Origin of the sequence: Pseudomonas sp. NLJ1 (genome assembly GCF_049486705.1) — a bacterium.
In the GTDB taxonomy this organism is placed as follows: domain Bacteria; phylum Pseudomonadota; class Gammaproteobacteria; order Pseudomonadales; family Pseudomonadaceae; genus Aquipseudomonas; species Aquipseudomonas inefficax.
Genome location: NZ_CP137735.1, coordinates 875374 through 898868, shown reverse-complemented (window position 1 = coordinate 898868; position 23495 = coordinate 875374). Strand labels below are relative to the sequence as shown.

The window sequence follows — 23495 nt, the reverse complement described above, 5'->3', positions numbered from 1 at the left end:
GGACCGACCATGAACATGCCCATTCCTGAAGTACAAGCCCGGCACAATGCCAAGGACCAGACCCGCTTCGCCGCGCTGTGGCGCCCGGCGCTGGTGCAGGCATTCGTCAAGCTCGACCCGCGCCAGCTCAAGCGCTCCCCGGTGATGCTGGTGGTCGCCCTGACTGCTGTGCTGACCACCGTCCTGTGTTTCGCCCCCGGCAGCGGCGTAAGCACCGGCGTAGCCGTGCAGATCGCCCTGTGGCTGTGGTTCACCGTGCTGTTCGCCAACTTCGCCGAGGCCCTGGCCGAAGGCCGTGGCAAGGCCCGCGCCGATAGCCTCAAGGCCGGTAGCCAGGGGCTTGTCGCTCAGCGTCGCAAGCGCGATGGCAGCTACGAGACCGTCGCGGCCAGCGCGCTGCGCAAGGACGATGTGGTGCGCGTGGTGGCCGGCGAAATGATCCCCGGTGACGGCGAGGTGCTCGAAGGTATCGCCGCGGTCAACGAGGCCGCCATTACCGGCGAGTCCGCGCCGGTGATCCGCGAGTCCGGCGGCGACCGCTCGGCAGTGACCGGCAATACCCGGCTGGTCTCCGACTGGTTGTTGATCCGCATCACCAGCAACCCGGGTGATTCGACCCTCGACCGCATGATTGCCCTGGTCGAAGGCGCCAAGCGGCAGAAGACCCCGAACGAAATCGCTCTCGACATCCTGTTGATCGGCCTGACCCTGATCTTCCTTGTCGTCGTGGTGACGCTACAGCCGTTCGCCCACTTCGTGGGTGGCAGCCTGCCGCTGATCTTTCTCGCCGCATTGCTGGTGACGCTGATCCCCACCACCATCGGTGGCCTGCTGTCAGCCATCGGTATCGCCGGCATGGACCGGCTGGTGCGGCTGAACGTCATCGCCCGCTCTGGCCGTGCGGTGGAAGCTGCCGGTGACGTGCATACGCTGATGCTCGACAAGACCGGCACCATTACCTTCGGCAACCGCCGCTGCAGTGCGCTGCACGCGGCACCGGGCATTACCGCTCGCGAGCTGGGGGAGGGCGCCTTGCTGGCCTCGCTGGCGGACGACACCGCCGAAGGCAAGTCGATCGTCGAGTATCTGCGTCAGCTGCACGACTTCGTCGAACCAGCCGCCGGGCAATTCGAGGCCGTGGCTTTCAGCGCCGAGACGCGCCTGTCGGGCATCGACTTGCAGCAGCGCCGCTACCGCAAGGGCGCCGTCGATGCCGTGCTGGCGTTCGTCGGCATGCAACGCCTGGAAATGCCCCAGGCACTGGCCCGTGAAGTGGAGCGCATCGCCCAGAGCGGCGGTACACCCTTGCTGGTGTGCATCGACAAGCGCCTGCTCGGCGTGATCCACCTCAAGGACGTGGTCAAGCCCGGCATCCGCGAGCGCTTTGCCGAGCTGCGCAAACTGGGCATCCGCACGGTGATGGTGACCGGCGACAACCCGCTGACTGCTGCCGCCATCGCTGCCGAGGCCGGCGTGGATGACGTGCTGGCCGAGGCCACGCCCGAGAAGAAACTGGCGCGGATCCGCCAGGAGCAGAACGACGGCCGTCTGGTGGCCATGTGCGGTGACGGTGCCAACGACGCCCCGGCGCTGGCCCAGGCTGATGTGGGCATGGCCATGAACGACGGCACCCAGGCTGCGCGCGAGGCGGCCAACATGGTCGACCTGGACAGCGACCCGACCAAGTTGCTGGATGTGGTGCAGGTCGGCAAGGAACTGCTGGTGACCCGCGGCGCGCTGACCACCTTTTCCATCGCCAACGATGTGGCCAAGTACTTCGCCATCCTGCCGGCGCTGTTCGCCGCCATCTACCCGCAGCTGGGCGTGCTCAACCTGATGCACCTGGCCAGCCCGCAGAGTGCGATTCTGTCGGCCATCGTGTTCAACGCGCTGATCATCATCGTGCTGATCCCGCTGGCGCTGCGTGGTGTGCGGGTGCAGGCGGCCAGTGCGGCGCACCTGCTGCGGCGCAACCTGCTGATCTACGGGCTGGGCGGCATTGTCGTGCCGTTTGCCGGTATCAAGCTGATCGATCTGCTGCTCAATGCCCTGCACCTGGTCTGAGGAGGCCATCATGAATGCTTATGTACGCCCGGCATTGAGCCTGGCCCTGTTGATGACCCTGGTGACTGGCGCGCTGTATCCGCTGGCGGTGACTGGTATTGCCCAGGTGGCTTTCCCCAACCAGGCCAATGGCAGCCTGGTGCGCGATGACCAGGGACGGGTGCGCGGTTCGGCGCTGATCGCCCAGGATTTCCAGGGTGATGGCTGGTTCCACGCGCGGCCGTCGGCGGGCGCCTACGGCACCGTGGCTAGCGGTGCCAGCAACCTGTCGCCGAGCAACCCGGCGCTGGCCGAGCGGGTCAAGGGTGATGCGGCTGCGTTGTACCGGGCGCAGCAGGGGCCAGTACCACAGGCGTTGCTGACCACTTCGGGCAGCGGCCTCGACCCGCATTTGCCACCGGAGGCCGTGGCCTACCAGATCCCTCGGGTGGCGGCGGCGCGGCAGTTGCCGGTGGAGCGCTTGCAAGGCTTGCTGGAAGAGGCCACCCTCCACCCATTGATCGGCCCACCGGTGGTCAATGTGCTGGCCTTGAACCAGGCCTTGGAAAACCTCAGCCATTGATAGATGACTTGAGGGGCTGGCAGGGACCCTGTGGGAGCGGGTTTACCCGCGAATGCGTCGGTGGCGCTATTACTGCATTCGCGGGTGAACCCGCTCCCACAGGTACGGTGTTTGTCCCTGGATTTGCTGCTTGCTGGAAATAGCAAAGGATGAAAGATGAGTGACTCCACCCGCGCAGACGCGCTGTTGGCTACCCTCCCGCGAAGCGGCCGGGGCCGGCTGAAGGTGTTCCTTGGCGCCGCCCCCGGCGTCGGCAAGACTTTCGCCATGCTCCAGGCCGCCCACGCCCAGCAACGCCAGGGCGTTCAGGTGCTGGCCGGAGTGGTCGAAACCCATGGCCGTGCCGAAACCGAGGTACTGCTCGCTGGCCTTCAGCAGCAGCCCCTGCTGCGCAGCCAATACCGCGGCGTCACCCTCGAGGAAATGGACCTCGACGGCCTGCTCAAGGCCGCGCCGGCCCTGGTGCTGGTCGACGAACTGGCCCACACCAATGCCCCTGGCAGCCGCCACGCCAAACGTTGGCAAGACGTACAGGAACTGCTGGCTGCCGGCATCGACGTGTACACCACGGTCAACGTCCAGCACCTGGAAAGCCTCAACGACAAGGTCCGCGACATTACCGGCGTGCAAGTGCGCGAAACCCTGCCGGACTGGGTACTGCAGGAAGCCTTCGAGCTGGTGCTGATCGACCTGCCACCCCGTGAGCTGCTCGAACGCCTGCGCGAAGGCAAGGTGTACGTGCCCGAGCAGGCGCGGGCCGCCATCGATGCGTTCTTCTCGCAAACCAACCTTACCGCCCTGCGCGAGCTGGCCATGCAAACCGCTGCTGCCCAGGTGGATGCCGACCTGGCCCACGGCTATCGCCAGCGCGGCCAGGAAGCCCCAGCCCTGCGTGGGCGCTTGCTGGTAGGCGTGGATGGCGACGACCAGGCCGAACGCCTGGTGCGTCATGCCAGCCGCGTGGCGCAACGCCGTCACCTGCCCTGGAGCCTGGTACACGTGGACAACGGCCGCCTGCGCGACGAAACCGCACGGCTGCGCCTGCAAGCTGCCCAGCAACTGGCCGAACGCCTGGGCGGGGAAGTGGTACTGCTGCGTGCCGGCGAAGTGGTGCGCACGCTGATCCAGCATGCCGCCGAACGGCGGGCCAGCCTGGTGCTGGTCGGGCAGTCCCGTGACCGCCTGCGCCGGCGCTTGTTCGGTGCCGGTGTGGCCGCGCGGCTGTTGCGCGAAAGCCACGGCCTGGAAATCAACGTGCTGGACCGCGACGCGCAGCCGCAAGCGCCACGATCGGCGGTGCGGCGGGTGTGGGTCTGGCGCCATTACCTGCTGGCGCTGCTGGCCACGGTCATGGCCGCGGGCCTGGCCTGGGCGGTGTCGAGTGTGCTGGCCCTGCCCAATATCTCGCTGGTGTTCCTGGCCGCGGTGTTGCTGGTGGCGGTGCGCAGCAGCCTGGGGCCTGCGCTGGCCTGCGCGGTGCTGTCGTTCCTGGCCTACGACTTCCTGTTCATCCCGCCCAACCTGTCGTTCAGGATCCAACGCGAAGAAGACGTGCTGACCTTGGTGTTCTTCCTGTTGATGGCCGCGCTCACCGGCAACCTGGCCGCCCGCCAGCGTCGCCAGTTGCAGGCGCTGCGCGAGACCCAGGCGCAGACCAGCCAGCTGCTCGACCTGTCGCGCCGGTTGACCGTGGCCACCGACCGCCAAGCGGTGCTCAACGCCGCCGGCCAGCACCTGGACGGTTGGCAGGACATGCAGGTGTGCCTGCTGGAGCGCAATGTCGAAGGCCGGTTGCAGGTGGCCAGCGGCGAAGCCCATACCTTCAGCGATAATGAACGCGCCGCCGCAGAATGGGCCTGGCAGCACGGCCAGGCCGCCGGTCATGGCAGCGACACCTTGCCCAATGGCCGTTGGTGGTGGTGGCCGTTGGCGGTGGATGAGCAGCCCCTGGCACTGCTCGGTGTGCGCCCGCGTTCGGGCCAACCGCTTAGCGATCCGCGCCGACGCCTGCTCACCGCCCTTGGTCAGCCACTGGCCCAGGCCCTGGCGCGCGCCCGTCTGGCCGAACAGCTGGAGGCCGCACGCCTGCACGGCGAAACCGAGCAGCTGCGCAGCGCCTTGCTTGCGTCCGTTTCCCATGACTTGCGTACCCCACTGACCGCCATGCGCGGCAGCATCGACAGCTTGCTGGCGCTGGGCGAGGCGATCCCCACCGCCGACCGCCGAGAACTGCTGGAGGGCACCCGCAACGAGGCCGAACGCCTCGACCGCTACATCCAGAACCTGCTCGACATGACCCGCCTGGGCCACGGTGGCCTGAAGCTGGCCCGCGACTGGGTTGCCCCGGCCGACATCGTTGGCAGCGCGCTCAACCGCCTGCGCGCTGTGCTGGCGCCGCTGCGGGTGCACACCGACGTGCCGGCCGAGCTGCCGTTGCTGTTCGTCCACGCGGCATTGATCGAGCAGGCGCTGGTCAACGTGCTGGAAAATGCCGCGCGCTTCTCGCCAGCCAATGGCCGGCTGGAGCTGCAGGTGGCGGTGCAGGACGCCCGGCTGTGTTTCGCCGTCAGCGACCAGGGCCCTGGCATTCCCGTGGCCGACCGCGAGAAGATCTTCGACATGTTCTATACCGCCGCTCGTGGCGACCGAGGCGGGCAGGGCACCGGCCTGGGCCTGGCGATCTGCCAGGGCATGATCGGCGCCCATGGCGGGCAGATTTTGGTGGGTGAAGGCATCGATGGCCAGGGCACCAGCATCACTTTATGCTTGCCGCTGCCTCCTCAACCTGAAACCGAAAGCGAAACCCCATGAGTCAGTCCGCCACCCTTCTGGTCATCGACGATGAACCGCAGATCCGCAAGTTCCTGCGTATCAGCCTGGCCTCGCAAGGCTACAAGGTGCTCGAGGCCGCCACCGGCACGGAAGGGCTGGCCCAGGCGGCCTTGGGCAAGCCGGACCTGGTGGTGCTTGACCTGGGCCTTCCGGACATGGACGGCCAGCAGGTACTGCGTGACCTGCGCGAATGGAGCGCGGTGCCGGTGCTGGTGTTGTCGGTGCGCGCCAGTGAAGTGCAGAAGGTCGATGCGCTGGATGGCGGCGCCAATGACTATGTGACCAAACCGTTCGGCATTCAGGAGTTTCTGGCGCGGGTGCGCGCCTTGCTGCGTCAGGTGCCGCAGGCCGGTGGCTCGGAAGTGGCGGCCAGCTTTGGGCCGCTGATGGTGGACTTTGCCTTTCGCCGGGTGACCCTGGATGGCGTGGAAGTGGCGCTGACCCGCAAGGAGTATGCGCTGCTGGCGCAACTGGCCGGGCACCCGGGGCGGGTGATTACCCAGCAGCAACTGCTCAAGGATATCTGGGGGCCTACCCATGTAGATGACACCCATTACCTGCGGATTGTGGTTGGGCATTTGCGGCAGAAGCTGGGTGATGACCCTACGGCGCCGCGGTTCATCATCACCGAGCCAGGGGTGGGGTACAGGCTGGTGGCGCCGACCATATAGCACTGTGGGAGCGGGCATGCCCGCGAAGAATCCAGCGCGGTGCATGGCACCGGCTGCGCCGGTGTTCGCGGCTGAAGCCGCTCCCACAGAGTCCCCGCTAATTCAATGAGTTATGTGCAGTTCCATGAGAGCTGGCATGTTGGCGATGGGGCCAGAGCAAGTAGCGCAAGACGGTAAGCTCAGGGCGCGGTTCTCGACTCCAGATCCATTTCTGCTGGCCACACTACTCGGGGTGCCAGGCGCAGGGCGAACTCACACCAGAGAATATCGTCATGGTCTTTAGGTGCGCCGGGCGGGGGGAGTGCCGCGGGGCCTTCTTGCATGTAGGTGCAGATATAGGCCCAAGTAAGCTCATCGGTACCCATCACACTCAGGTGGAATCGATCGATAACATTGTTTGTGCCCGGTGCGACGATTGAAAGCATGGCGCCCCATCTGACAATTAGGCCACTTCTGGTTTGTGCCCACAGTTCAGCGCGGACCTGCGACCAGTTGTAACTCACGGCGGCGATTTTGCCCTTGTCGAAAGGATTCCACCACTGGCGCATAAAATTGTAGGCGTAGATTTTTTGGCGGGGGCGGTTGAATCTGATAGGTTCGTCGAGTGGTGGCGTGGTATCGATAAGAATTCCTGTGGCAACTCCCCAGGCTATCAGCATGAGTTCAAGGATTGAATATATTATGGACTCTAGATTTTTGGGTTCGAGTAACGAGAGCATTAAGTAAATATTGAGCGTGAGTGGAATGCATAATATCACGGTAAGTATTGAGCTGGCGCATCGCGGTGTAGTGGTTTGTCGAGCGATTTCTAAGTAGATTGCACACTGATGATTCGGTGCTTGCTTTTCCATGAGGGGTTCTACAGTAGGCGACTCACAAGGCGTCGGTAGGTCCTTTATCCAGCGTGGGCAAGGTGGATCTAATAGTGGGCGTTTCATATTGTCAGAGATCCTTGATTTTTATTTTATTTTCTTTGATCTCCAGGCGTGCATTGCCTGCATCGTCATTTTTATTTGGGCGGTAATTTAAGATGAATTGGATATCGCGAATGTGGTGATTGTCATGCAGAGGTAAGGAATATTGGGTGGTAAATACTCCACGTTCGCTGTCGAGTTTGCTCTGGTGTTGTTTGTCATTGCCAAGTGGAAAAATATTTACATTGCTGGGTTGTGTGATCGTTAGTTCGGGGTTTGGTGCGCTCTCGCCTGAGAGGATTATTGTGTTTTCGGATAATCCAGATTGATAAAGATGTAATTCCCAGCGGTAATGAGACTGGTTGGCTTGATAATTGGGCAAGGTAAAGTGGAAATCGAGCATGAAAACTGCAGGTACCGTGTGGCCATCACTAATGATGGTTCCCTTCGGTGCGGCAGTATCAAGATGAGCATTCGATGCCAAGCGAAGGTTGACTCTAGCATCTGCCTGGACACCAAGAGTTGCTGCATTGAGAGCTCCAATCGCAGCGTCAAGATGCTCGGCTTCGAACCACGCACGTTGCGCTTTTGGAATGCCCCATCTACAGCGCCGTGACCATAGCTCCGTAGGCGTTGACTCTTTCCGTTTTGCTATTGTGGCTAATGTGTATGTGGCCAGTACCAGCACTATCGTGATGCCAAGGGGGCCGAGCAGAGCGGCTTTTCCGAATGCCACAGCTACTCCAGAAAATGTCGATAGGAACGCTGTTGCGCTGGCAATACGATATTTTGATGAGGCCGTATTGTCGCCATTTTCAATTGTGCGGAAAGTTGCAAAGGCATACTGGGCTCCATCCATGAGGCCTGCCATAGCTGTGATAGCACCACCATACCTGGCTAATTTGCTTGCCAACGATGAATTGGTGATTGTTCCAGGCCATTCTGGATTGGGACGTACCAGCGCTATGGTGAAACCTGCTGTTTCAACACTTGCCCCAAGTACCCCAAGCGATGATGACCAGATTGTTGCGAGCGCTTCCGGGTTGCTTGTATTTGTTTCATGCAGCGCTCGATAGTTCTTGCCCAGGCTGTCCTGCTGAAACCATATACTGCCCAAGGTAAGGAGCAGGCCTACACTTCCGGTACTAGTCGCCGCATCCCGCATGCTGCGCATAGCATCACTCGCCATGTTTTGTGCGGCTATCGAGCTGATTTTCAAACCATCGGAAACCTGCGCACGCAGCGTACCCGCACCAATCACAACATTGCGTACCAGCGCCCCGACGCCGCCGGCTGCACCCTCACGCAACTGCACCAACCGCGCCTGCAAACTCTCGGCGCTTTCCAACGTCCAGAGCATCACCTCGATCATCTGGCTGCGGTTACCCGCTGCCGCAATATTGATCGCGCCACTCAGCACCATGGCCCGCACCTTACGGCCCAGGGGATCACGGAACTGTTTGCCTACCTGCTGCAGAAACGCGTCGGTCCGCGCCTCCAGGGCTTCATTGAGCAGGCTCATGTACTCGCCCACTGTCAGCGACACGCGCAACGGCGTTACCTGCTGCCCGGCGAACAGGGCAAACGCCGAGCGATGCACATGGCCGATCAGGGTCTTGGTCCGTTCACTCAGGTGCTGGCTGAGCGCATTCCCTGCGCTGTTGGTCGCGGCCAGCAACTGGCCAACGGCATCCTGTATCGGCTTGATCATCAGCAACTGGCCATCGGCGGTGCCGGCGATGCCCTTGATGATGTCGTACACCTTGCCGAAGTCGTCCCCGGCCAGCGCGCTGGTCACCTGCTGCATCAGTTTCTGGTTCTTGGCCAGCAGCGCCTGGTAAAGCAGGCTACGGTCGTCTTCCAGCAACTGCTGCCAGATATGCTGGGTGATCCCGAGCGGCTGACCCTCCTGAGGCAGGGGTTCAGTGGGCCCGCCGGCCAGGCAGGCGGCCATCATCTGGATGAAGTACTCCACCGAAACAGGGGAGGTCGCGTCATAGTCGTGGTAGCCGATTTGCTGAAACGCCCGTTTGGCATAGTGGCGCGCATACAGATCGCCAACCTGGTCGATCATCGACTGCCAGTTTTTCAGTTCGCGGTCGTAATCGGCCTGGAACGCGGCGCGGGCGCTTTCGTCGTAACGCTCTTCCAGCCGCTCGCGCGCTTCTTGCTGTTTGCGCGCGATGTTGCGTGCGGTCTGCGCGTCGATGTCCACCGGCGGCAGATACGCCTTGGCCGCGATCGGGCTGTCGTTCCACTGCTTGACCTGCCGGGCTTCCCGCTGCGCGTCCTCGGCACCCTGCGCGGCCGCCGTGGCCGCGTGCAGTTCGCGGATGCCCAGTAGTGCTTGCGAGGTGAAGTATTCGAAGTGCCGCTGCGGCTGCGCCCGCCATTCCTGCAGGGCTTGCACCCAGCCAGTGCGTTGCGCGTTGAGCTCCATGACCATGCCGACCGGGTCGGGCAGCGTCAGCGCCAGCAGGCCATTGGGCAGTTGTTCCTGCTGGATGACATTGCGTACATGGGTGCGGGTTTCATGCCAGCGGCCCAGGCGGCTGTAAAAGCCATGAGCGCTGGTGAACCTGGCGGAGGAAAAGGTAGAGAACTCCAGCACCTGCTCCAGGCCGAAGCGGAAGCTGTCGGTCATGGCGATGCCGAGGCTGGCAGGGTCGTTGCGTGCGGTGTTCAGGTCCACTTCGACGAAGCGGGCGAGGGTGCCCGGGTCACTGTCGGCGATGCCTTGCCGATAGCGGTCGAGTACCGCACGGGGCCAGGGGTCGTTGGCGAAGGCGATCCAGGCCTTGCGGTAGAGCAGGGTATCGATGTTGATGAAGGAGGCGATCACATCGTGGCCTTCGGTGGCGCATACCTTGGGTAACGACCTGGGTGGCCCCAAGGGCATCTGCGATACCGGAAAGCGCTGCAAGGTACCTTCCGCCGCTACCTCGTAGGCCTGCCAGATTTCCTGGTCGAGCAGTACGTAGACATAACCCTGGCGCAGGAGGCGCAACTGGTCGGTGTGCATCGGGTGGAAGATGATTTCGCTATCGTCTGCCAGGCGATAGGGGCGCCCTGTATCCGGGCGTGGGGCGTAGGCCTCGCGCAGCAGCAGAATCGGCAGGCCGGAGCGTTCGCAGGCATTACAGGTGCCGTAGGTATTGGGGATCTCTTCCTGCATGGTGATGTGGATGGTTTTGCTGATGCTCATGAGTAACTCCTTGCCTTCGGCAGGCTGGCGACGATGTGCGACCAGGTGCAGTCGTCGTAGCTGGCGAAGCGGTCTGCCAGGCGCTGTTCGCCGGCAGCTGCCTTTTCCACCGCGTGCTGGATGGTCGGGTGCTGAAGGAGCAGTGGGTGGACCATGAGCATGTGCAGGCTCATGCACTGGATATCGGCGCGGTCGCGCAGGCCTTGCCTGAACGCATTGAGGATCAGGTTCATGGCATGGGTGGGGGCGTTTTCCGGCAGGCCTGCATGGGAATGCTGCACGGCACTCAGGCGATGCCAGGCACAGAGCAGCTGAATGATCTGTGGTGCGACATGCTGTGTCGCCCTTACGGCCTCGGGGACGGCCAGTTCGCCAGCCATGGGTTTTCGCTCGAATACCTCGCAACTGCCCCGACCATCGGGATGTAGCCAGCTGCGAACAGGTCCGAGGACTTCGTCTGCGTTTTTCAGGGTCGCGCGCAGCAGCGCCAGCCGCACCGGTTCGAACCAGGCGGTGATACCGTGCGGTTTTGGTTGGTGCAGTACCTGACACTGCTGGCTGATGTGCCGGGCGATGAGGTTGGCGGGTTGGTCGCTGATCAGCCAGCCACACACGTAGTGCCAGGTAGCTGCCGATTCACGAGCGGCGCAGGTCGCACTCAATGACGCAAGGGCTGTGGGCGCATCGCCGGGTTTCGCAAGCCGCACCAGAGCTGGCCAGCATTCGGGATCCTGCACCAGCCCGCTGCAGTCGACGCGTGTTACGGCATCACTACCCAGCGCTTCACCGAGGGCAGCGATGGCCAGCGGGTGCTCAGGCGGGCAGCCGGCGAATGGGTCCAGTAAAAGGTAGAGGGCCTCGTCTGGCTGACGCTGCAGGTTGGCGAAGTGATCGACCGACTGCACGTAGCCCTGCGCGGACTGGCTCGACATGAGAAGTTCCTTTTCTTCTTGATGGCGAGCAGAAACCTAACGGGGAATCAATGCTGCAGGTAGTTATTGGCTTCCTAACCAGTTGTAGGATTTTTCGCTTTCGGACGAGGCAGGCGTATCGCTCAGGACCTCGGGGATTCTGTTTCAAAGCATTGGCGCACCACCTCAAGGTAGCGCCGGGCGCCCAGGCCCAACGGGCGCGACTTGACCCAGATGATGTCCACCCACAGGCGCAACCGGCTGGCCATGTTGTCGAAACGCACCTCTGCCAGCGCGCCCGAAGCGATCAACGGTTCAACCAACGGCTGCGGCAGATACGCCCAACCAAGGCCCGATTGCACCAGGTCCAGCGTGGCCAGGTAGCTGTCGGTCAGCCAGATGCGTCGCGACAGTACCATGCGCGGGTCCGACCCGGTGGCCTTGCCCGAGGCCACGATGATCTGCCGCTGTTCGGCGAAAGCCTCTTCAGGTAATGGCGTGCCGCTGTTTTGCCCGGCCGGATGGCGGGGGGAGGCAACGGCAACCAGCAACTGGCTGCCAGCTTCCAGGAATGACTCGCGCTCGTCGATGCCAGGCCGTTCGAAGACCAGCGCCAGCTGCACGCTGCCGTCGTGCAGCAGGCGGATGGCTTCGGCCTGGGTGGCCGAGCGCACCTCGATTTCCAGGCTGGGAAATTCCTGGGCGAGGGTTTCCAGTGGTTGGCTCCAGCGGCCTGTCTGCAGCTCGGGCGCCATGGCGATGGTCAGGCGCTTTTCCAGGCCCTTGTGCAGTTGCAGGGCCTGGGCGTCGAGCAGGTTGAGCTGGCAGATCACCTGCCTGGCCTGGGGTTCCAGGGCCAGGGCGGCGCTGGTGGGCAAGGCTTTGCGCGTGGCCCGGTCGAACAGCACCAGGTCCAGCTCCGCCTCCAGTTGGGCGATGGCCATGCTCACGGCCGAAGGCACACGCCCCAGCTTGCGCGCGGCGGCAGAGAACGAGCCTGCCTCCAGCACCGCGAGGAAGATTGCCAGGGAGTCGCTGGTAAAGGCCATGTTCATTGAACCTGAGGTGGGGGGTGTGAGCGAATAGTAATAGATGAGGCGAAAGTTTTATGGCCCCTGTGGGATCGAGCGCCGCTGGTGCGGCGCATTACAGGTCCAACGTGAACCTGAAGCCTGTGCGGTACCTGTGGGAGCGGGTTTACCCGCGAAGAAGCCTGCGCGGGGTAGGGCACCGGCTTCGCCGGTATTCGCGGCTAAAGCCGCTCCCACAGGTACAGCGTCAACTCCAAGCCAGCGCAGCACCTGTGGGAGCGGGCGCGCCCGCGAAACAGACGACGCGGTTGATGGCACCGGCTTTGCCGGTGTTCGCGGGCGTGCCCGGGCGTGCCCGCTCCCACAAAGCGCTGGGGCTCACAGGCGCTGAATATCCAAAGGCCAACGCCGCCAGCACCACCCAGTTCCTTACAGCCCTTCGCCCAACACCCGATCAATGCTGTCGACAAAGTAGTCCACGCTCGCCCGGCTGGTGCACATCGGCGGCTTGATCTTGAGGATGTTCAGGTAGTCGCCAGTCGGCTGCATGAAGATGCCCAGGTCACGCAGGCGATTGCACAGCGTCATGGTTTCCTCGGTAGCTGGTTCCAGGGTTGCGCGGTCGCGCACCAGTTCCAGCCCCAGGTAAAAGCCCGAGCCATGCGCCGCGCCGGCCAGCGGGTGCTTGTCGACCAGTGCCTGCAGGCGCGACTTGAAGTAGCGCCCGGTATCGCGGGCGTTGTCCCACAGGCCTTCTTCCTGCATCACGTCCAGCACCGCCATGCCGATGCGGCAACTGACCGGGCTGCCACCTGCCGAGGAGAAGAAGTAGCCCTCGGCTTCCAGTGCTTCGGCAATCTCGCGGCGGGTGATGACTACGCCCAGCGGTTGGCCGTTGCCCATGCCTTTGGCCATGGTGATGATGTCAGGCACCACGCCCTGTTCCTCGAAGCCCCAGAAGTACTCGCCCAGGCGGCCATAACCGACCTGCACCTCGTCGGCGATGCACACGCCGCCGCGGGCACGTACTTTGGCATAGGCCTCGCGCAGGTAACCGGCCGGCAACGAAATACCCCCGGCATTGCCGTACACCGGTTCGCAGATGATGCCTGCCAACTGGCGGCCACGGGCGTCGAGGTCGGCCAGCTTGGCGTCGACGTCGCGCAGGTAGTCGGTGGCGCTGTCGGCACCACGGAAGCGGCCACGGAAGGTGTTCGGCGCTTCGACCGGGTGCACCCAGTCCGGGCGGGTTTCCAGGGCCTGCGGGTTGTCGGCAATGGAGGTGGAAATGGCATCAGTGGCCACCGACCAGCCGTGGTAGGCCTCCAGCACGCTGAGCAGGTCGCGCCCGCCGCTGTAGGCCCAGGCCAGGCGAATCGCCAGGTCGTTGGCTTCGGTGCCGCTGTTGACCATGAACACCCGGTCGAAGCCTGCGGGTGCCAACGCCAGCAGGCGTTCGGAGAACTCGGTGATGGCCGCGTAGTGGAAGCGCGAGTTGGTGTTCAGCAGCGACCACTGCCGCGCCGATTCGGCGACCATGCGCGGGTGGCCGTGGCCCAGCACCGCGACGTTGTTGAGCATGTCCAGGTACGAGCGGCCCTGCATGTCGATCAGGTAGTTGCGCCAGCCGCGTTCGATGTGGGGCGGTTGCGCGTAGTAGTGCTTCTGCGAGCGGGCGAAGCTGGCGTCGCGGCGGGCCAGCAGGGCCTGTGGGTCAGGGAGTGGTTCGGCGTTGCAGTCGAAGCCCAGCAAGGCAGCTGGCGACGGGCACAGGGCCAGCCAGGCCGTTGCCTGGGATGGCGTGGCGAAGAATGGCGGCTGGATGCCGTCATCCAGGCACAGTTGCACACTGAGGAAGCCACAACTGCTGCCCAGCGGCTGGCCTTTTTCCACGGCCTGGCCATTTGCAGGCGCGTCTTCCAGGCCCTGCAGCCACAAGGTCCAGTGCGCGCTGCGCAGGCAGCCACGGCCGTCACCATGGCGCTGCCAGGTGCCGGCATCTGGCGCTTGTACCAGGCTGCCGTTGGGTACATGCAACTCGACGCCCAAGGCGCAGGTGGCGGGCTCTTCGGGGCGGTCGATGTGGGTTTGCGACAGGCGATACTGCCCGTGCAGGCTGCAGGCCGGGGCCGGTTGCGTGGTCAGCAGGTGCTGGTCGAAGCCCGGTTGCTCCCAGTTGCCCGCCTCGCAATGCACGCTGAGTACGCCCAGGTCGACGCGCGTCACTGCCTGCCCGTCCAGCTCAGGGAGCAGTGGCGCGCAGCCGCTCAGGTCCAGCGTGGCAGGCTGCAGGCCCGCAGCTTGCAGGATGGCCGCTTCCATCAACGCGAAGGGTACGGCGGTGGCAGTGTCGAAGATTTCCCATTCATGGGCGATGTTGTCGCGGGTGTACTGGTTGCCGGGGTCTACGGCGAGTTGCTGCTCGCTGCTCAGCACTAGCACGGCGGCGCGGTTGAGCACCAGTGGCCACAGTGCGCGCAGTTCGGCTTCGCTCAGTGGGTTGAGCGCCTGGTAGGCATGCACGGCTGGCAGGATGCGCAGCGGGTCGCCCTCGGCATGGTGCAGCAGCGCCGCGCAGGTTACCGACAGGTCGGCGATGCGCCACGTGCGCAACAGGTCGCCGAAATCGATCACCCCTTGCAGCTGCCATTGGCGCTGGGCATCACGGGCCCACACGGTGTTGTCGTCGGTGATGTCGAGGTGCACGGCCTGGCTTGGCAGGTGAGCAACCAGCGGCGTCAGGCGCTCGCTGGCCTGGCGGGTGGCGTGTTCGATACGGGCGCGCTGCTCGCTGTCCTGCAGCACCGGCAGCAGGTGAGCGATCAGTGCCTGGGCATGCTGCGGGTCCCATTGCAGGGTGCGCGCAAGGCCTGGGTGATCGAAATTGGCAAGTGCCTTGTCCAGCTTCGCACAGAGCCCGCCCAGTTCAGCCATCAGGCGTGGCTCCATGTGCTTGAGGCGGGTCAACGGTTGGCCTTCGATGTAGTCGAGCAGGCGCAGGCGCAGCGGTTGCCCGTCTATTTCCAGCGCCAGCAGCATCTGGCCGTCGCTTGCCGGGCGCACGGCGGGCACTGGCAAGCCCTGTTCGCGAAGGTAGGCCAGGGCCGCGTGTTGGGCTTCCAGTTCGAGCTGGGCGTAGCTGCCGTGGCAGGCCTTGAGCACGAAGCTGCCTTGGGGGGCGTCTACGCGGAAGTTAAGGTCCTGTTGGCTGCCCAGTGGCGACAGGTTGCCGGCAATGCCGTAGTGCGTTTGCAGCACGGCATGTGCCTGGGCTTCGCCGAGCGCAGGGCTGGGCAGGCCGGAACGCTGGATCAGCGTGGTCAGGGCAGGGGAGGCGGGCTGGTATTGTGTGCTGGACATGGGCTCTACCGTTGCTGCTGGGGGTTGACGGTGGAGAATTTATGCTCGATCTGGCTGATGATGGAAGACGATTGTTGTCAGAAAATTTGATGATTGGATTGCTGCCCCGGAGCTGTGTATGCCGTGTTCGCCTTGGTAGACGTGGTTTTGCTGACAGTGAAGTGGGTGTCTTCCGTGGTCATTCTTGAATCCCCTGAAAATTCTCGACTGCCTGGACGGGCCTCTTCGCGGGCACGCCCGCGAAAGGGCCGGCCCTGGCGACACATTAATCAGCCTTGGTGCAAGTCTTGGGTTCGGCGAGGATTGGGAAATGGCCCACAGGGATAGCGCATGGCTTGAAGCCAGCGCGGTCGGGGTGGGAGCAGGCTTGGAACCGCGGCGATGGGCTGCGCAGCAGCCCCCAAAAGCTAACTAGCCGCACCCACCTCCAAGAACGCCGCCTCCAGCAACTGCCGGGTATACGGATGCTGCGGCGCATGGAAGATCGCCTGTGCATCCCCTTGTTCCACCACATGCCCATGCTTGATCACCATCAACTGGTGGCTCAACGCCTTGACCACTGCCAGGTCATGGCTGATGAACAGGTAGGTCAGGTTGTATTTCTGCTGCAGATTGCGCAGCAACTCCACCACCTGGCGCTGCACCGTGCGGTCCAGCGCCGACGTAGGCTCATCCAGCAGGATCAGCGCCGGCTTCAATACCAACGCCCGGGCAATGGCAATGCGCTGGCGCTGCCCACCGGAAAACTCATGCGGATAGCGATGCCGCGTGCGCGGGTCCAGCCCCACTTCCTCCAGGGCAGCAATAATCGCCGCTTCCTGTTCCTGCGCGTTGCCAATGCCGTGAATGCGCAACCCTTCACCGACGATATCCGCCACGCACATGCGTGGGCTCAGGCTGCCGAACGGGTCCTGGAACACTACCTGCATCTCCCGGCGCAACGGGCGCACGGCCTTCTGGTTCAGCCCTTCCAGGTTCTGCCCATGGAAGCGAATGCCGCCCTGGCTGGAGATCAGGCGCAAGATCGCCAGCCCCAACGTCGACTTGCCAGACCCGGACTCGCCGACAATCCCCAGCGTCTGCCCCTGCGGCAAGCTGAAGTTGACCCCGTCCACCGCCTTCACATGGTCGACCGTGCGCCGCAGCAGGCCCTTCTTGATCGGGAACCACACCTTGAGGTCATCCACCTCCAGCAATGGCGCGCCCACCGGGTTGTGCGCCGGCAGCCCGCTGGGCTCGGCATTGATCAGCATCTGCGTGTAGTGGTGCTGCGGCGCGCTGAACAGCGTGGCGCATTCGGCCTGCTCGACAATCTGCCCGTGCTGCATCACGCACACACGGTGGGCGATGCGCCGTACCAGGTTCAGGTCATGGCTGATCAGCAGCAGGGCCATGCCCAGACGCGCCTGCAGTTTCTTCAGCAGGTCGAGAATCTTCAATTGCACGGTCACGTCCAGCGCCGTGGTCGGCTCGTCCGCAATCAGCAGTTCCGGCTCGTTGGCCAGGGCCATGGCAATCATCACCCGCTGGCGCTGCCCGCCCGACAGCTCATGGGGCAGGGCCTTCAGGCGCTTGCGTGGTTCGGGAATGCCGACCATCTCCAGCAGCTCCAGGGTGCGCGCCGTGGCCTCCTTGCCGGTCAGGCCCTTGTGCAGCAGGAGGATTTCGTTGATCTGCTTCTCGATGCAGTGCAACGGGTTCAGCGAGGTCATCGGCTCCTGGAAGATCATCGCAATGCGGTTGCCGCGAATGCGCTGCATGGTCTTCTCGTTCTGCTGCAGCAGGTCCTTGCCCTCGTAGCGGATGCTGCCGCTGGGGTGGCGGGCCAGGGGGTAGGGCAGCAAGCGCAGGAGCGAGTGCGCGGTGACCGATTTGCCCGAGCCACTCTCGCCCACCAGTGCCAGCGTCTCACCCTTGCGGATGTCGAAGCTGATGCCGTTCACCACGCGGTGGGCCTGGTCCCCGGTGACGAATTCCACCGCCAGGTCGCGCACTTCGATCAGGTTCTGTTCACTCATGTCACTTCCTCGGGTCGAAGGCATCGCGGGCGGATTCGCCGATGAACACCAGCAGGCTCAGCATCAGCGCCAGCACGGCGAAGGCGCTGATGCCCAGCCAGGGGGCCTGCAGGTTGGACTTGCCCTGGGCCACCAACTCGCCCAGCGACGGTGCGCCAGGCGGCAGGCCGAAACCGAGGAAGTCCAGGGCGGTGAGGGTGCCGATTGCGCCGGTGAGGATGAACGGCATGAAGGTCATGGTCGAGATCATGGCGTTGGGCAGGATGTGCCGGTACATGATCGCGCCGTTGCGCATCCCCAACGCGCGGGCTGCGCGCACGTATTCCAGGTTGCGCCCGCGCAGGAACTCGGCGCGCACCACGTCCACCAGGCTCATCCACGAGAACAGCAGCATGATGCCCAGCAACCACCAGAAGTTGGGCTGCACGAAGCTGGCAAGGATGATCAGCAGGTACAGCACCGGCAGGCCCGACCAGACCTCCAGGAAGCGTTGCCCGGCCAGGTCGACCCAGCCGCCATAAAAGCCCTGCAGGGCACCGGCGATCACGCCGACGATGGAGCTGAGCACGGTCAGTGTCAGGGCGAACAGCACCGAGATGCGGAAGCCGTAGATCACCCGTGCCAGCACATCGCGGCCCTGGTCGTCGGTGCCCAGCCAGTTGTCCGCCGACGGTGGGGCCGGTGCGGGTACGCGCAGGTCGTAGTTGATGCTCTGGTAGCTGAACGGGATCGGTGCCCACAGCACGAAGCTGTCTTTCTTCTCCAGCAGTTCGCGGATGTACGGGCTCTTGTAGTTGGCTTCCAGCGGGAATTCGCCGCCGAAGGTGGTTTCCGGGTAGCGCTTGAACGCCGGGAAGTACCATTCGCCGTCGTAGCGCACGGCAATCGGCTTGTCGTTGGCGATCAGCTCGGCGCCCAGGCTCAGGCCGAACAGGATCAGGAACAGCCACAGCGACCACCAGCCACGGCGGTTGGCCTTGAAGCGCTCGAAGCGCCTGCGGTTGAGGGGGGACAAGGCCATGTCAGTGCTCCCGGCTGGCGAAGTCGATGCGTGGATCGACCAGGGTGTAGGTCAGGTCGCCGATCAGTTTCACCACCAGCCCCAGCAGGGTGAAGATGAACAGGGTGCCGAAGACCACCGGGTAGTCGCGGTTGATGGCCGCTTCGAAACTCATCAGGCCGAGGCCGTCGAGGCTGAAGATCACCTCGATCAGCAGGGAGCCGGTGAAGAAGATGCCGATGAACGCCGAAGGGAAACCGGCAATCACCAGCAGCATGGCGTTGCGGAACACATGGCCATACAGCACCCGTGGCCGGCTCAGGCCCTTGGCCTTGGCAGTGACCACGTATTGCTTGTTGATCTCGTCGAGGAAGCTGTTCTTGGTCAGCAAGGTCATGGTGGCGAAGTTGCCGATGACCAGCGCGGTGATCGGCAGTACCAGGTGCCAGAAGTAGTCCAGCACCTTGCCGGTGGTGCTCAGCTCGTCGAAATTGTTGGAAGTAAGGCCACGCAGCGGGAACCAGTCGAAGTAGCTGCCGCCGGCGAACAGCACGATCAGCAGAATGGCGAACAGGAACGCCGGGATGGCATAGCCGACGATGATCGCCGAACTGGTCCACACATCGAAGTGGCTGCCGTGGCGCACGGCCTTGGCAATGCCCAGCGGGATCGATACCAGGTACATGATCAGCGTGCTCCACAGTCCCAGCGAGATCGACACCGGCATCTTCTCGACGATCAGGTCGATGACCTTGGCATCGCGGAAGAAGCTGTCGCCGAAGTCCAGACGGGCGTAGTTCTTGATCATGATCCACAGGCGCTCGGGCGGCGACTTGTCGAAGCCGTACATGCGCTCGATCTCGGCGATCAGTGCCGGGTCCAGGCCTTGGGCGCCACGGTAGTTGGAGCCGGCCACGGACACTTCGGCGCCGCCACCGGCAATGCGGCTGGTGGCGCCTTCGAAACCTTCGAGCTTGGCGATCATCTGCTCGACCGGGCCGCCGGGGGCTGCCTGGACGATGATGAAGTTGATGATCAGGATGCCGAACAGGGTCGGGATGATCAGCAGCAGGCGGCGCAGGATGTAGGCCAGCATGTTATTCGGCCTCGTCCGCAGTGGCTGCGCTGGCGGCCGGGGTTACGCCAGGCTTGATCCACCAGGTGTCGATGCCGATGTCGTACTTGGGCGAGACGTCCGGGTGGCCGATGTGGTTCCAGTAGGCCACGCGCCAGGTCTTGATATGCCAGTTGGGGATCACGTAGTAGCCCCACAGCAGCACGCGGTCGAGGGCCCGGCAGTGGTCGATCAGGCTCTGGCGCGAATCGGCATTGATCAGTTGCTCCACCAGCTGGTCGATGGCCGGGTCGCGCAGGCCGATGAAGTTGCGGCTGCCAGGGTTGTCGGCGGCGGCACTGGACCAGAACTCGCGCTGCTCGTTGCCCGGCGAGTTGGACTGCGGGTAGCCACCGACGATCATGTCGTAGTCGCGCGAGCGCAGGCGGGTAATGTACTGGGAAACGTCGACCCGGCGGATGTTCAGGTCGATGCCAAGGTCGGCGAGGTTGCGCTTGAACGGCAGCAGGATACGTTCGAACTCAGTCTGTGCCAGCAGGAACTCGATGCTCACCGGCTTGCCCTGGGCGTCGACCATCTTGTCGTCGACGATTTTCCAGCCGGCTTCCTGCAGCAGCTTGTAGGCCTGGCGCTGCTGCTCGCGGATCATGCCGCTGCCGTCGCTGACCGGGTTGTGGAAGGCTTGGCTGAATACCTGCTCGGGGACCTTGCCGCGCAGCGGTTCGAGGATTTTCAGCTCGTTGGGGCCGGGCAGGCCGCGGGCGGCCATTTCCGAGTTTTCGAAGTAGCTGCCGGTACGGGTGTAGGCGCCGTTGAACAGCTGCTTGTTGGTCCACTCGTAGTCAAGCAGCAGGCTCAGCGCCTGGCGCACGCGCACATCCTGGAACACCGGGCGGCGGATATTGAAGATGAAACCCTGCATGCCGGTGGGGTTGCCGTTGGGCAATTCTTCCTTGATCAGCCGGCCATCGCGCACGGCGGGTACGTTGTAGGCAGTGGCCCAGTTCTTCGCGCTGACTTCCAGCGCATAGTCGAACGCCCCGGCCTTGAGCGCTTCCAGGGCGACCGTGGTGTCGCGGTAGGAGTCGAAGGTCATCACGTCGAAATTGTAGAAGCCGCGGTTGATCGGCAGGTCCTTGGCCCAGTAGTCCTTGACCCGCTCGTAGCGCACCGAGCGCCCGGCCTTGACCTCGGCGACCTTGTACGGGCCGCTGCCCAGCGGGATTTCCAGGTTGCCGCGGTTGAACTCGCGGCTTTCGTACCAGTGCTTGGGCAACACCGGCAGCTGGCCGAGAATCAGCGGCAGCTCACGGTTGTTCTTGTGCTTGAAAGTGAACAGCACCGTCAGCGGGTCTTCGGCGACCACTTCGGCGACGTCGGCATAGTACTGGCGGTACAGCGGCGCGCCGTCCTTGATCAGGGCATTGAAGGTGAACACCACGTCTTCGGCGCGCATTGGGTGGCCGTCGTGGAAGCGTGCCTCGGGGCGCAGGTAGAAGCGCACCCAGCTGTTGTCCGGGGCCTTTTCGATCTTGCCGGCCACCAGGCCGTACTCGGTGAACGGCTCGTCCTGGCTCTGGCGCATCAGGGTGTCGTAGATGCTGCCGATATTCTCGGCCGGCACACCCTTGTTGATGAACGGGTTGAGGCTGTCGAAACCGCCGAAGCTGGACTGGCGGAAGGTGCCGCCCTTGGGCGCGTCAGGGTTGACGTAGTCGAAGTGCTTGAAGTCGGCCGGGTACTTGGGCGGTTCGTCATAAAGCGTGAGCGCGTGCTGCGGTGCGGCCAGGGCGGAAAGGCTCAGGCAGGCAAGCAACAGGCTGCCGGCCAGCCGGCGCAGTCGGTGCGTTGGCGTCATTGGGCTTTCTCCGAGGTCTTGATCCACCAGCTGTTCAGCCCGAGGGTGTAGGGCGGCGTGGTGACGAAGGCGAACCGGTTGCGGTAGGCCAGGCGATGATTGTCGAGGTACCAGTTGGGGATCATGTAGTACTGCCATGAGAGCACCCGGTCCAGGGCGCGGGCGGCGGCGACCTGGTCATCACGGGTACGGGCGGCGAGCAGGGTGTCGAGCAGATGATCGACCACCGGGTCCTTGACCCCAGCATAGTTCTTGCTGCCCTTGGTCGTGGCCTGGCTGGAGTGGAAGTACAGCCACTGTTCGAGGCCGGGGCTCAGGGTCTGGTTCAGGGTCATCAGAATCATGTCGAAATCGAACTGGTCCAGGCGTTGTTTGTACTGGGCGCGGTCCACGGTACGCAAGCGCGCATCGATGCCGATGCTGGCCAGATTTTCGACATAAGGTTGCAGGATGCGTTCAAGGTTGGGGTTTACCAGCAGCAGCTCCATGCGCAGCTGCTGGCCCTTGCTGTCAACCAGGCGCTGCCCGTTCAGTTTCCAGCCGGCCTCGGCGAGCAGGCCGAGGGCCTGGCGCAGGGTGTGGCGGCTGATACCGCGGCCATCGGTCTGGCTGACCTTGTAGGGTTCGCTGAACAGGCTGGCCGGCAATTGGTCGCGGAACGGCGCCAGCAGCAGCCACTCCTTGCCGGTGGGCAGGCCGGTGGCGGCGAACTCGCTGTTGGGGTAGTAGCTGGTCGAACGGCGATAGGCGCCGCTGAACAGCGCGCGGTTGGTCCACTCGAAGTCGAGCATCAGCCCCAGCGCCTGGCGAACCCGTGGGTCGCTGAAGGTGGCCCTGCGGCTGTTCATGAACAGGCCCTGGGTTTGCGTGGGGATGCGGTGCGGGATCTGTGCCTTGATTACCTCGCCCCGGCGCACGGCCGGGAAGTTGTAGCCGTTGGCCCAGTTCTTCGCCTGGTGCTCGATATAGATGTCGAACTCGCCGGCCTTGAACGCTTCGAAGGCGACCGTGGCGTCGCGGTAGAATTCGTACTCCACGCGATTGAAGTTGTATTTGCCAAGGTTCACCGCCAGGTCCTTGCCCCAGTAGTTCTTCTCCCGTTCGAACACCAGCCGGCGCCCAGGCTGGACCTGGGTGATGCGGTAGGGGCCGCTGCCCAGCGGGGGCTCGAAGGTGGTGGCCTTGAAATCGCGCTTTTGCCAGTAGTGCTTGGGCAGCACCGGCATTTCGCCCAGGCGCAGGATCAGCAACGGGTTGCCGGCGCGCTTGAACACGAAGCGGATGCGCATCGGGCCAAGGATGTCCACCCGCTGCACTTCCTGCAGGTTGGTGCGGTAGATCGGGTGGCCATCCTTGAGCAGCGTGCGGTAGGAGAAGGCCACATCTGCCGAGGTGATCGGCTTGCCGTCATGCCAGTGGGCTTCCGGGCGCAGGTTGAACACTACCCAGCTGCGGTCCTCGCTGTACTCCACAGAGCGGGCGATCAGGCCGTAGCTGGAGGTTGGTTCGTCGCCGGACGGGTCGTACTGGCCGGTGCCGACCATCAGCGGCTCGTTCAGCTCGCTGACGCCGTATTGCTGGAAATTGGGCGTGGTAATCGGGCTCGACCCCTTGAAGGTGTAGGGGTTGAGGGTGTCGAAGGTACCGAAAGCCATGGCCCGCAAGGTGCCGCCCTTGGGCGCTTGCGGGTTGACCCAGTCGAAATGGGTGAATGTGGCTGGGTACTTGAGCGTGCCGAACTGCGCGTATCCGTGGCTTTCGCTCACCATCGCGGCTGCGGGAAAGCTCAAGGCCAGGCTGAGTGACAGCAGGAGGGGACGTATCAAGTCGGCATCCGATCCAGAGGCGTTGGGCTTTGATCGGGGTACAGTAACAGCTTGGTGGGGTTGGAAAAAGAGTGCGAACTTGAGGATTGCAAGGGGCTGCCTTGCAGCCCATCGCCGGCAAGCCAGCTCCCACAGGTACTGCACAAGACTTCAAGTCGATGCGGTCGG

14 protein-coding genes are annotated in these 23495 nt (G+C 63.6%); 4 read left to right on the top strand and 10 right to left on the bottom strand.

Annotation, left to right across the window (positions count from 1 at the left end; translation table 11 throughout):
* Positions 1–9 precede the first annotated feature (9 nt).
* The 4 genes from kdpB (at position 10) to R9B85_RS04020 (ending at position 6129) form a co-directional block, all read left to right on the top strand.
* Positions 10–2064, top strand: coding sequence for a potassium-transporting ATPase subunit KdpB (kdpB, locus tag R9B85_RS04035; RefSeq protein ID WP_207878609.1), 2055 nt, complete (start codon positions 10–12; stop codon positions 2062–2064).
* 10 nt (positions 2065–2074) lie between these two features.
* Positions 2075–2626, top strand: a complete 552-nt coding sequence (gene kdpC, locus R9B85_RS04030) for a potassium-transporting ATPase subunit KdpC (protein WP_215521521.1) — start codon at positions 2075–2077, stop codon at positions 2624–2626.
* 156 nt (positions 2627–2782) lie between these two features.
* Positions 2783–5437: a sensor histidine kinase gene (locus tag R9B85_RS04025; protein ID WP_112252963.1), complete on the top strand. Its 2655-nt coding sequence runs from the start codon at positions 2783–2785 to the stop codon at positions 5435–5437.
* Entirely contained in the window at positions 5434–6129 is a 696-nt protein-coding gene (locus R9B85_RS04020; RefSeq protein ID WP_423770856.1) for a response regulator, read from the top strand. Before R9B85_RS04025 ends, R9B85_RS04020 begins: the two co-directional genes overlap by 4 nt.
* A 179-nt stretch (positions 6130–6308) precedes the next feature.
* Here the strand turns inward: R9B85_RS04020 and R9B85_RS04015 are convergent, their stop codons facing one another.
* The 10 genes from R9B85_RS04015 to R9B85_RS03970 all read right to left on the bottom strand — a co-directional run bounded on the left by R9B85_RS04015 (position 6309) and on the right by R9B85_RS03970 (position 23327).
* The gene (locus tag R9B85_RS04015) at positions 6309–6980 is read right to left on the bottom strand and encodes a DUF6708 domain-containing protein (RefSeq protein ID WP_423770855.1); all 672 of its coding nucleotides are present in this window, start codon (positions 6978–6980) and stop codon (positions 6309–6311) included.
* A 91-nt stretch (positions 6981–7071) separates the two neighbouring features.
* Positions 7072–10248, bottom strand: coding sequence for a T6SS effector BTH_I2691 family protein (locus R9B85_RS04010; protein ID WP_423770854.1), 3177 nt, complete (start codon positions 10246–10248; stop codon positions 7072–7074).
* Entirely contained in the window at positions 10245–11180 is a 936-nt protein-coding gene (locus tag R9B85_RS04005) for a hypothetical protein (RefSeq protein ID WP_112252952.1), read from the bottom strand. Before R9B85_RS04005 ends, R9B85_RS04010 begins: the two co-directional genes overlap by 4 nt.
* A gap of 122 nt (positions 11181–11302) precedes the next feature.
* Positions 11303–12208, bottom strand: a complete 906-nt coding sequence (locus R9B85_RS04000; protein ID WP_112252951.1) for a LysR family transcriptional regulator — start codon at positions 12206–12208, stop codon at positions 11303–11305.
* A gap of 411 nt (positions 12209–12619) precedes the next feature.
* Complete coding sequence (locus R9B85_RS03995; protein WP_112252950.1) at positions 12620–15550, bottom strand: aminotransferase; 2931 nt, start codon at positions 15548–15550, stop codon at positions 12620–12622.
* A gap of 407 nt (positions 15551–15957) precedes the next feature.
* Complete coding sequence (locus tag R9B85_RS03990) at positions 15958–17568, bottom strand: ABC transporter ATP-binding protein (RefSeq protein WP_215520571.1); 1611 nt, start codon at positions 17566–17568, stop codon at positions 15958–15960.
* Position 17569: 1 nt separating this feature from the next.
* Positions 17570–18589 (bottom strand): ABC transporter permease, encoded by a 1020-nt coding sequence (locus tag R9B85_RS03985; protein WP_085664605.1) that lies wholly within the window; start codon positions 18587–18589, stop codon positions 17570–17572.
* A gap of 1 nt (position 18590) precedes the next feature.
* Positions 18591–19664, bottom strand: coding sequence for a microcin C ABC transporter permease YejB (locus tag R9B85_RS03980; protein ID WP_016488245.1), 1074 nt, complete (start codon positions 19662–19664; stop codon positions 18591–18593).
* A gap of 1 nt (position 19665) precedes the next feature.
* Positions 19666–21501 (bottom strand): extracellular solute-binding protein, encoded by a 1836-nt coding sequence (locus R9B85_RS03975; protein ID WP_215520572.1) that lies wholly within the window; start codon positions 21499–21501, stop codon positions 19666–19668.
* A complete protein-coding gene (locus R9B85_RS03970; RefSeq protein WP_423770853.1) occupies positions 21498–23327 on the bottom strand; it encodes an extracellular solute-binding protein in 1830 nt (609 codons plus the stop codon). Before R9B85_RS03970 ends, R9B85_RS03975 begins: the two co-directional genes overlap by 4 nt.
* Positions 23328–23495: the final 168 nt, after the last annotated feature.

Coding starts and splice junctions, on each gene's coding strand:
- kdpB (WP_207878609.1), top strand. CDS start 10: ATGAACATGCCCATTCCTGAAGTACAAGCCCGGCACAATGCCAAGGAC.
- kdpC (WP_215521521.1), top strand. CDS start 2,075: ATGAATGCTTATGTACGCCCGGCATTGAGCCTGGCCCTGTTGATGACC.
- R9B85_RS04025 (WP_112252963.1), top strand. CDS start 2,783: ATGAGTGACTCCACCCGCGCAGACGCGCTGTTGGCTACCCTCCCGCGA.
- R9B85_RS04020 (WP_423770856.1), top strand. CDS start 5,434: ATGAGTCAGTCCGCCACCCTTCTGGTCATCGACGATGAACCGCAGATC.
- R9B85_RS04015 (WP_423770855.1), bottom strand. CDS start 6,980: ATGGAAAAGCAAGCACCGAATCATCAGTGTGCAATCTACTTAGAAATC.
- R9B85_RS04010 (WP_423770854.1), bottom strand. CDS start 10,248: ATGAGCATCAGCAAAACCATCCACATCACCATGCAGGAAGAGATCCCC.
- R9B85_RS04005 (WP_112252952.1), bottom strand. CDS start 11,180: ATGTCGAGCCAGTCCGCGCAGGGCTACGTGCAGTCGGTCGATCACTTC.
- R9B85_RS04000 (WP_112252951.1), bottom strand. CDS start 12,208: ATGGCCTTTACCAGCGACTCCCTGGCAATCTTCCTCGCGGTGCTGGAG.
- R9B85_RS03995 (WP_112252950.1), bottom strand. CDS start 15,550: ATGTCCAGCACACAATACCAGCCCGCCTCCCCTGCCCTGACCACGCTG.
- R9B85_RS03990 (WP_215520571.1), bottom strand. CDS start 17,568: ATGAGTGAACAGAACCTGATCGAAGTGCGCGACCTGGCGGTGGAATTC.
- R9B85_RS03985 (WP_085664605.1), bottom strand. CDS start 18,589: ATGGCCTTGTCCCCCCTCAACCGCAGGCGCTTCGAGCGCTTCAAGGCC.
- R9B85_RS03980 (WP_016488245.1), bottom strand. CDS start 19,664: ATGCTGGCCTACATCCTGCGCCGCCTGCTGCTGATCATCCCGACCCTG.
- R9B85_RS03975 (WP_215520572.1), bottom strand. CDS start 21,501: ATGACGCCAACGCACCGACTGCGCCGGCTGGCCGGCAGCCTGTTGCTT.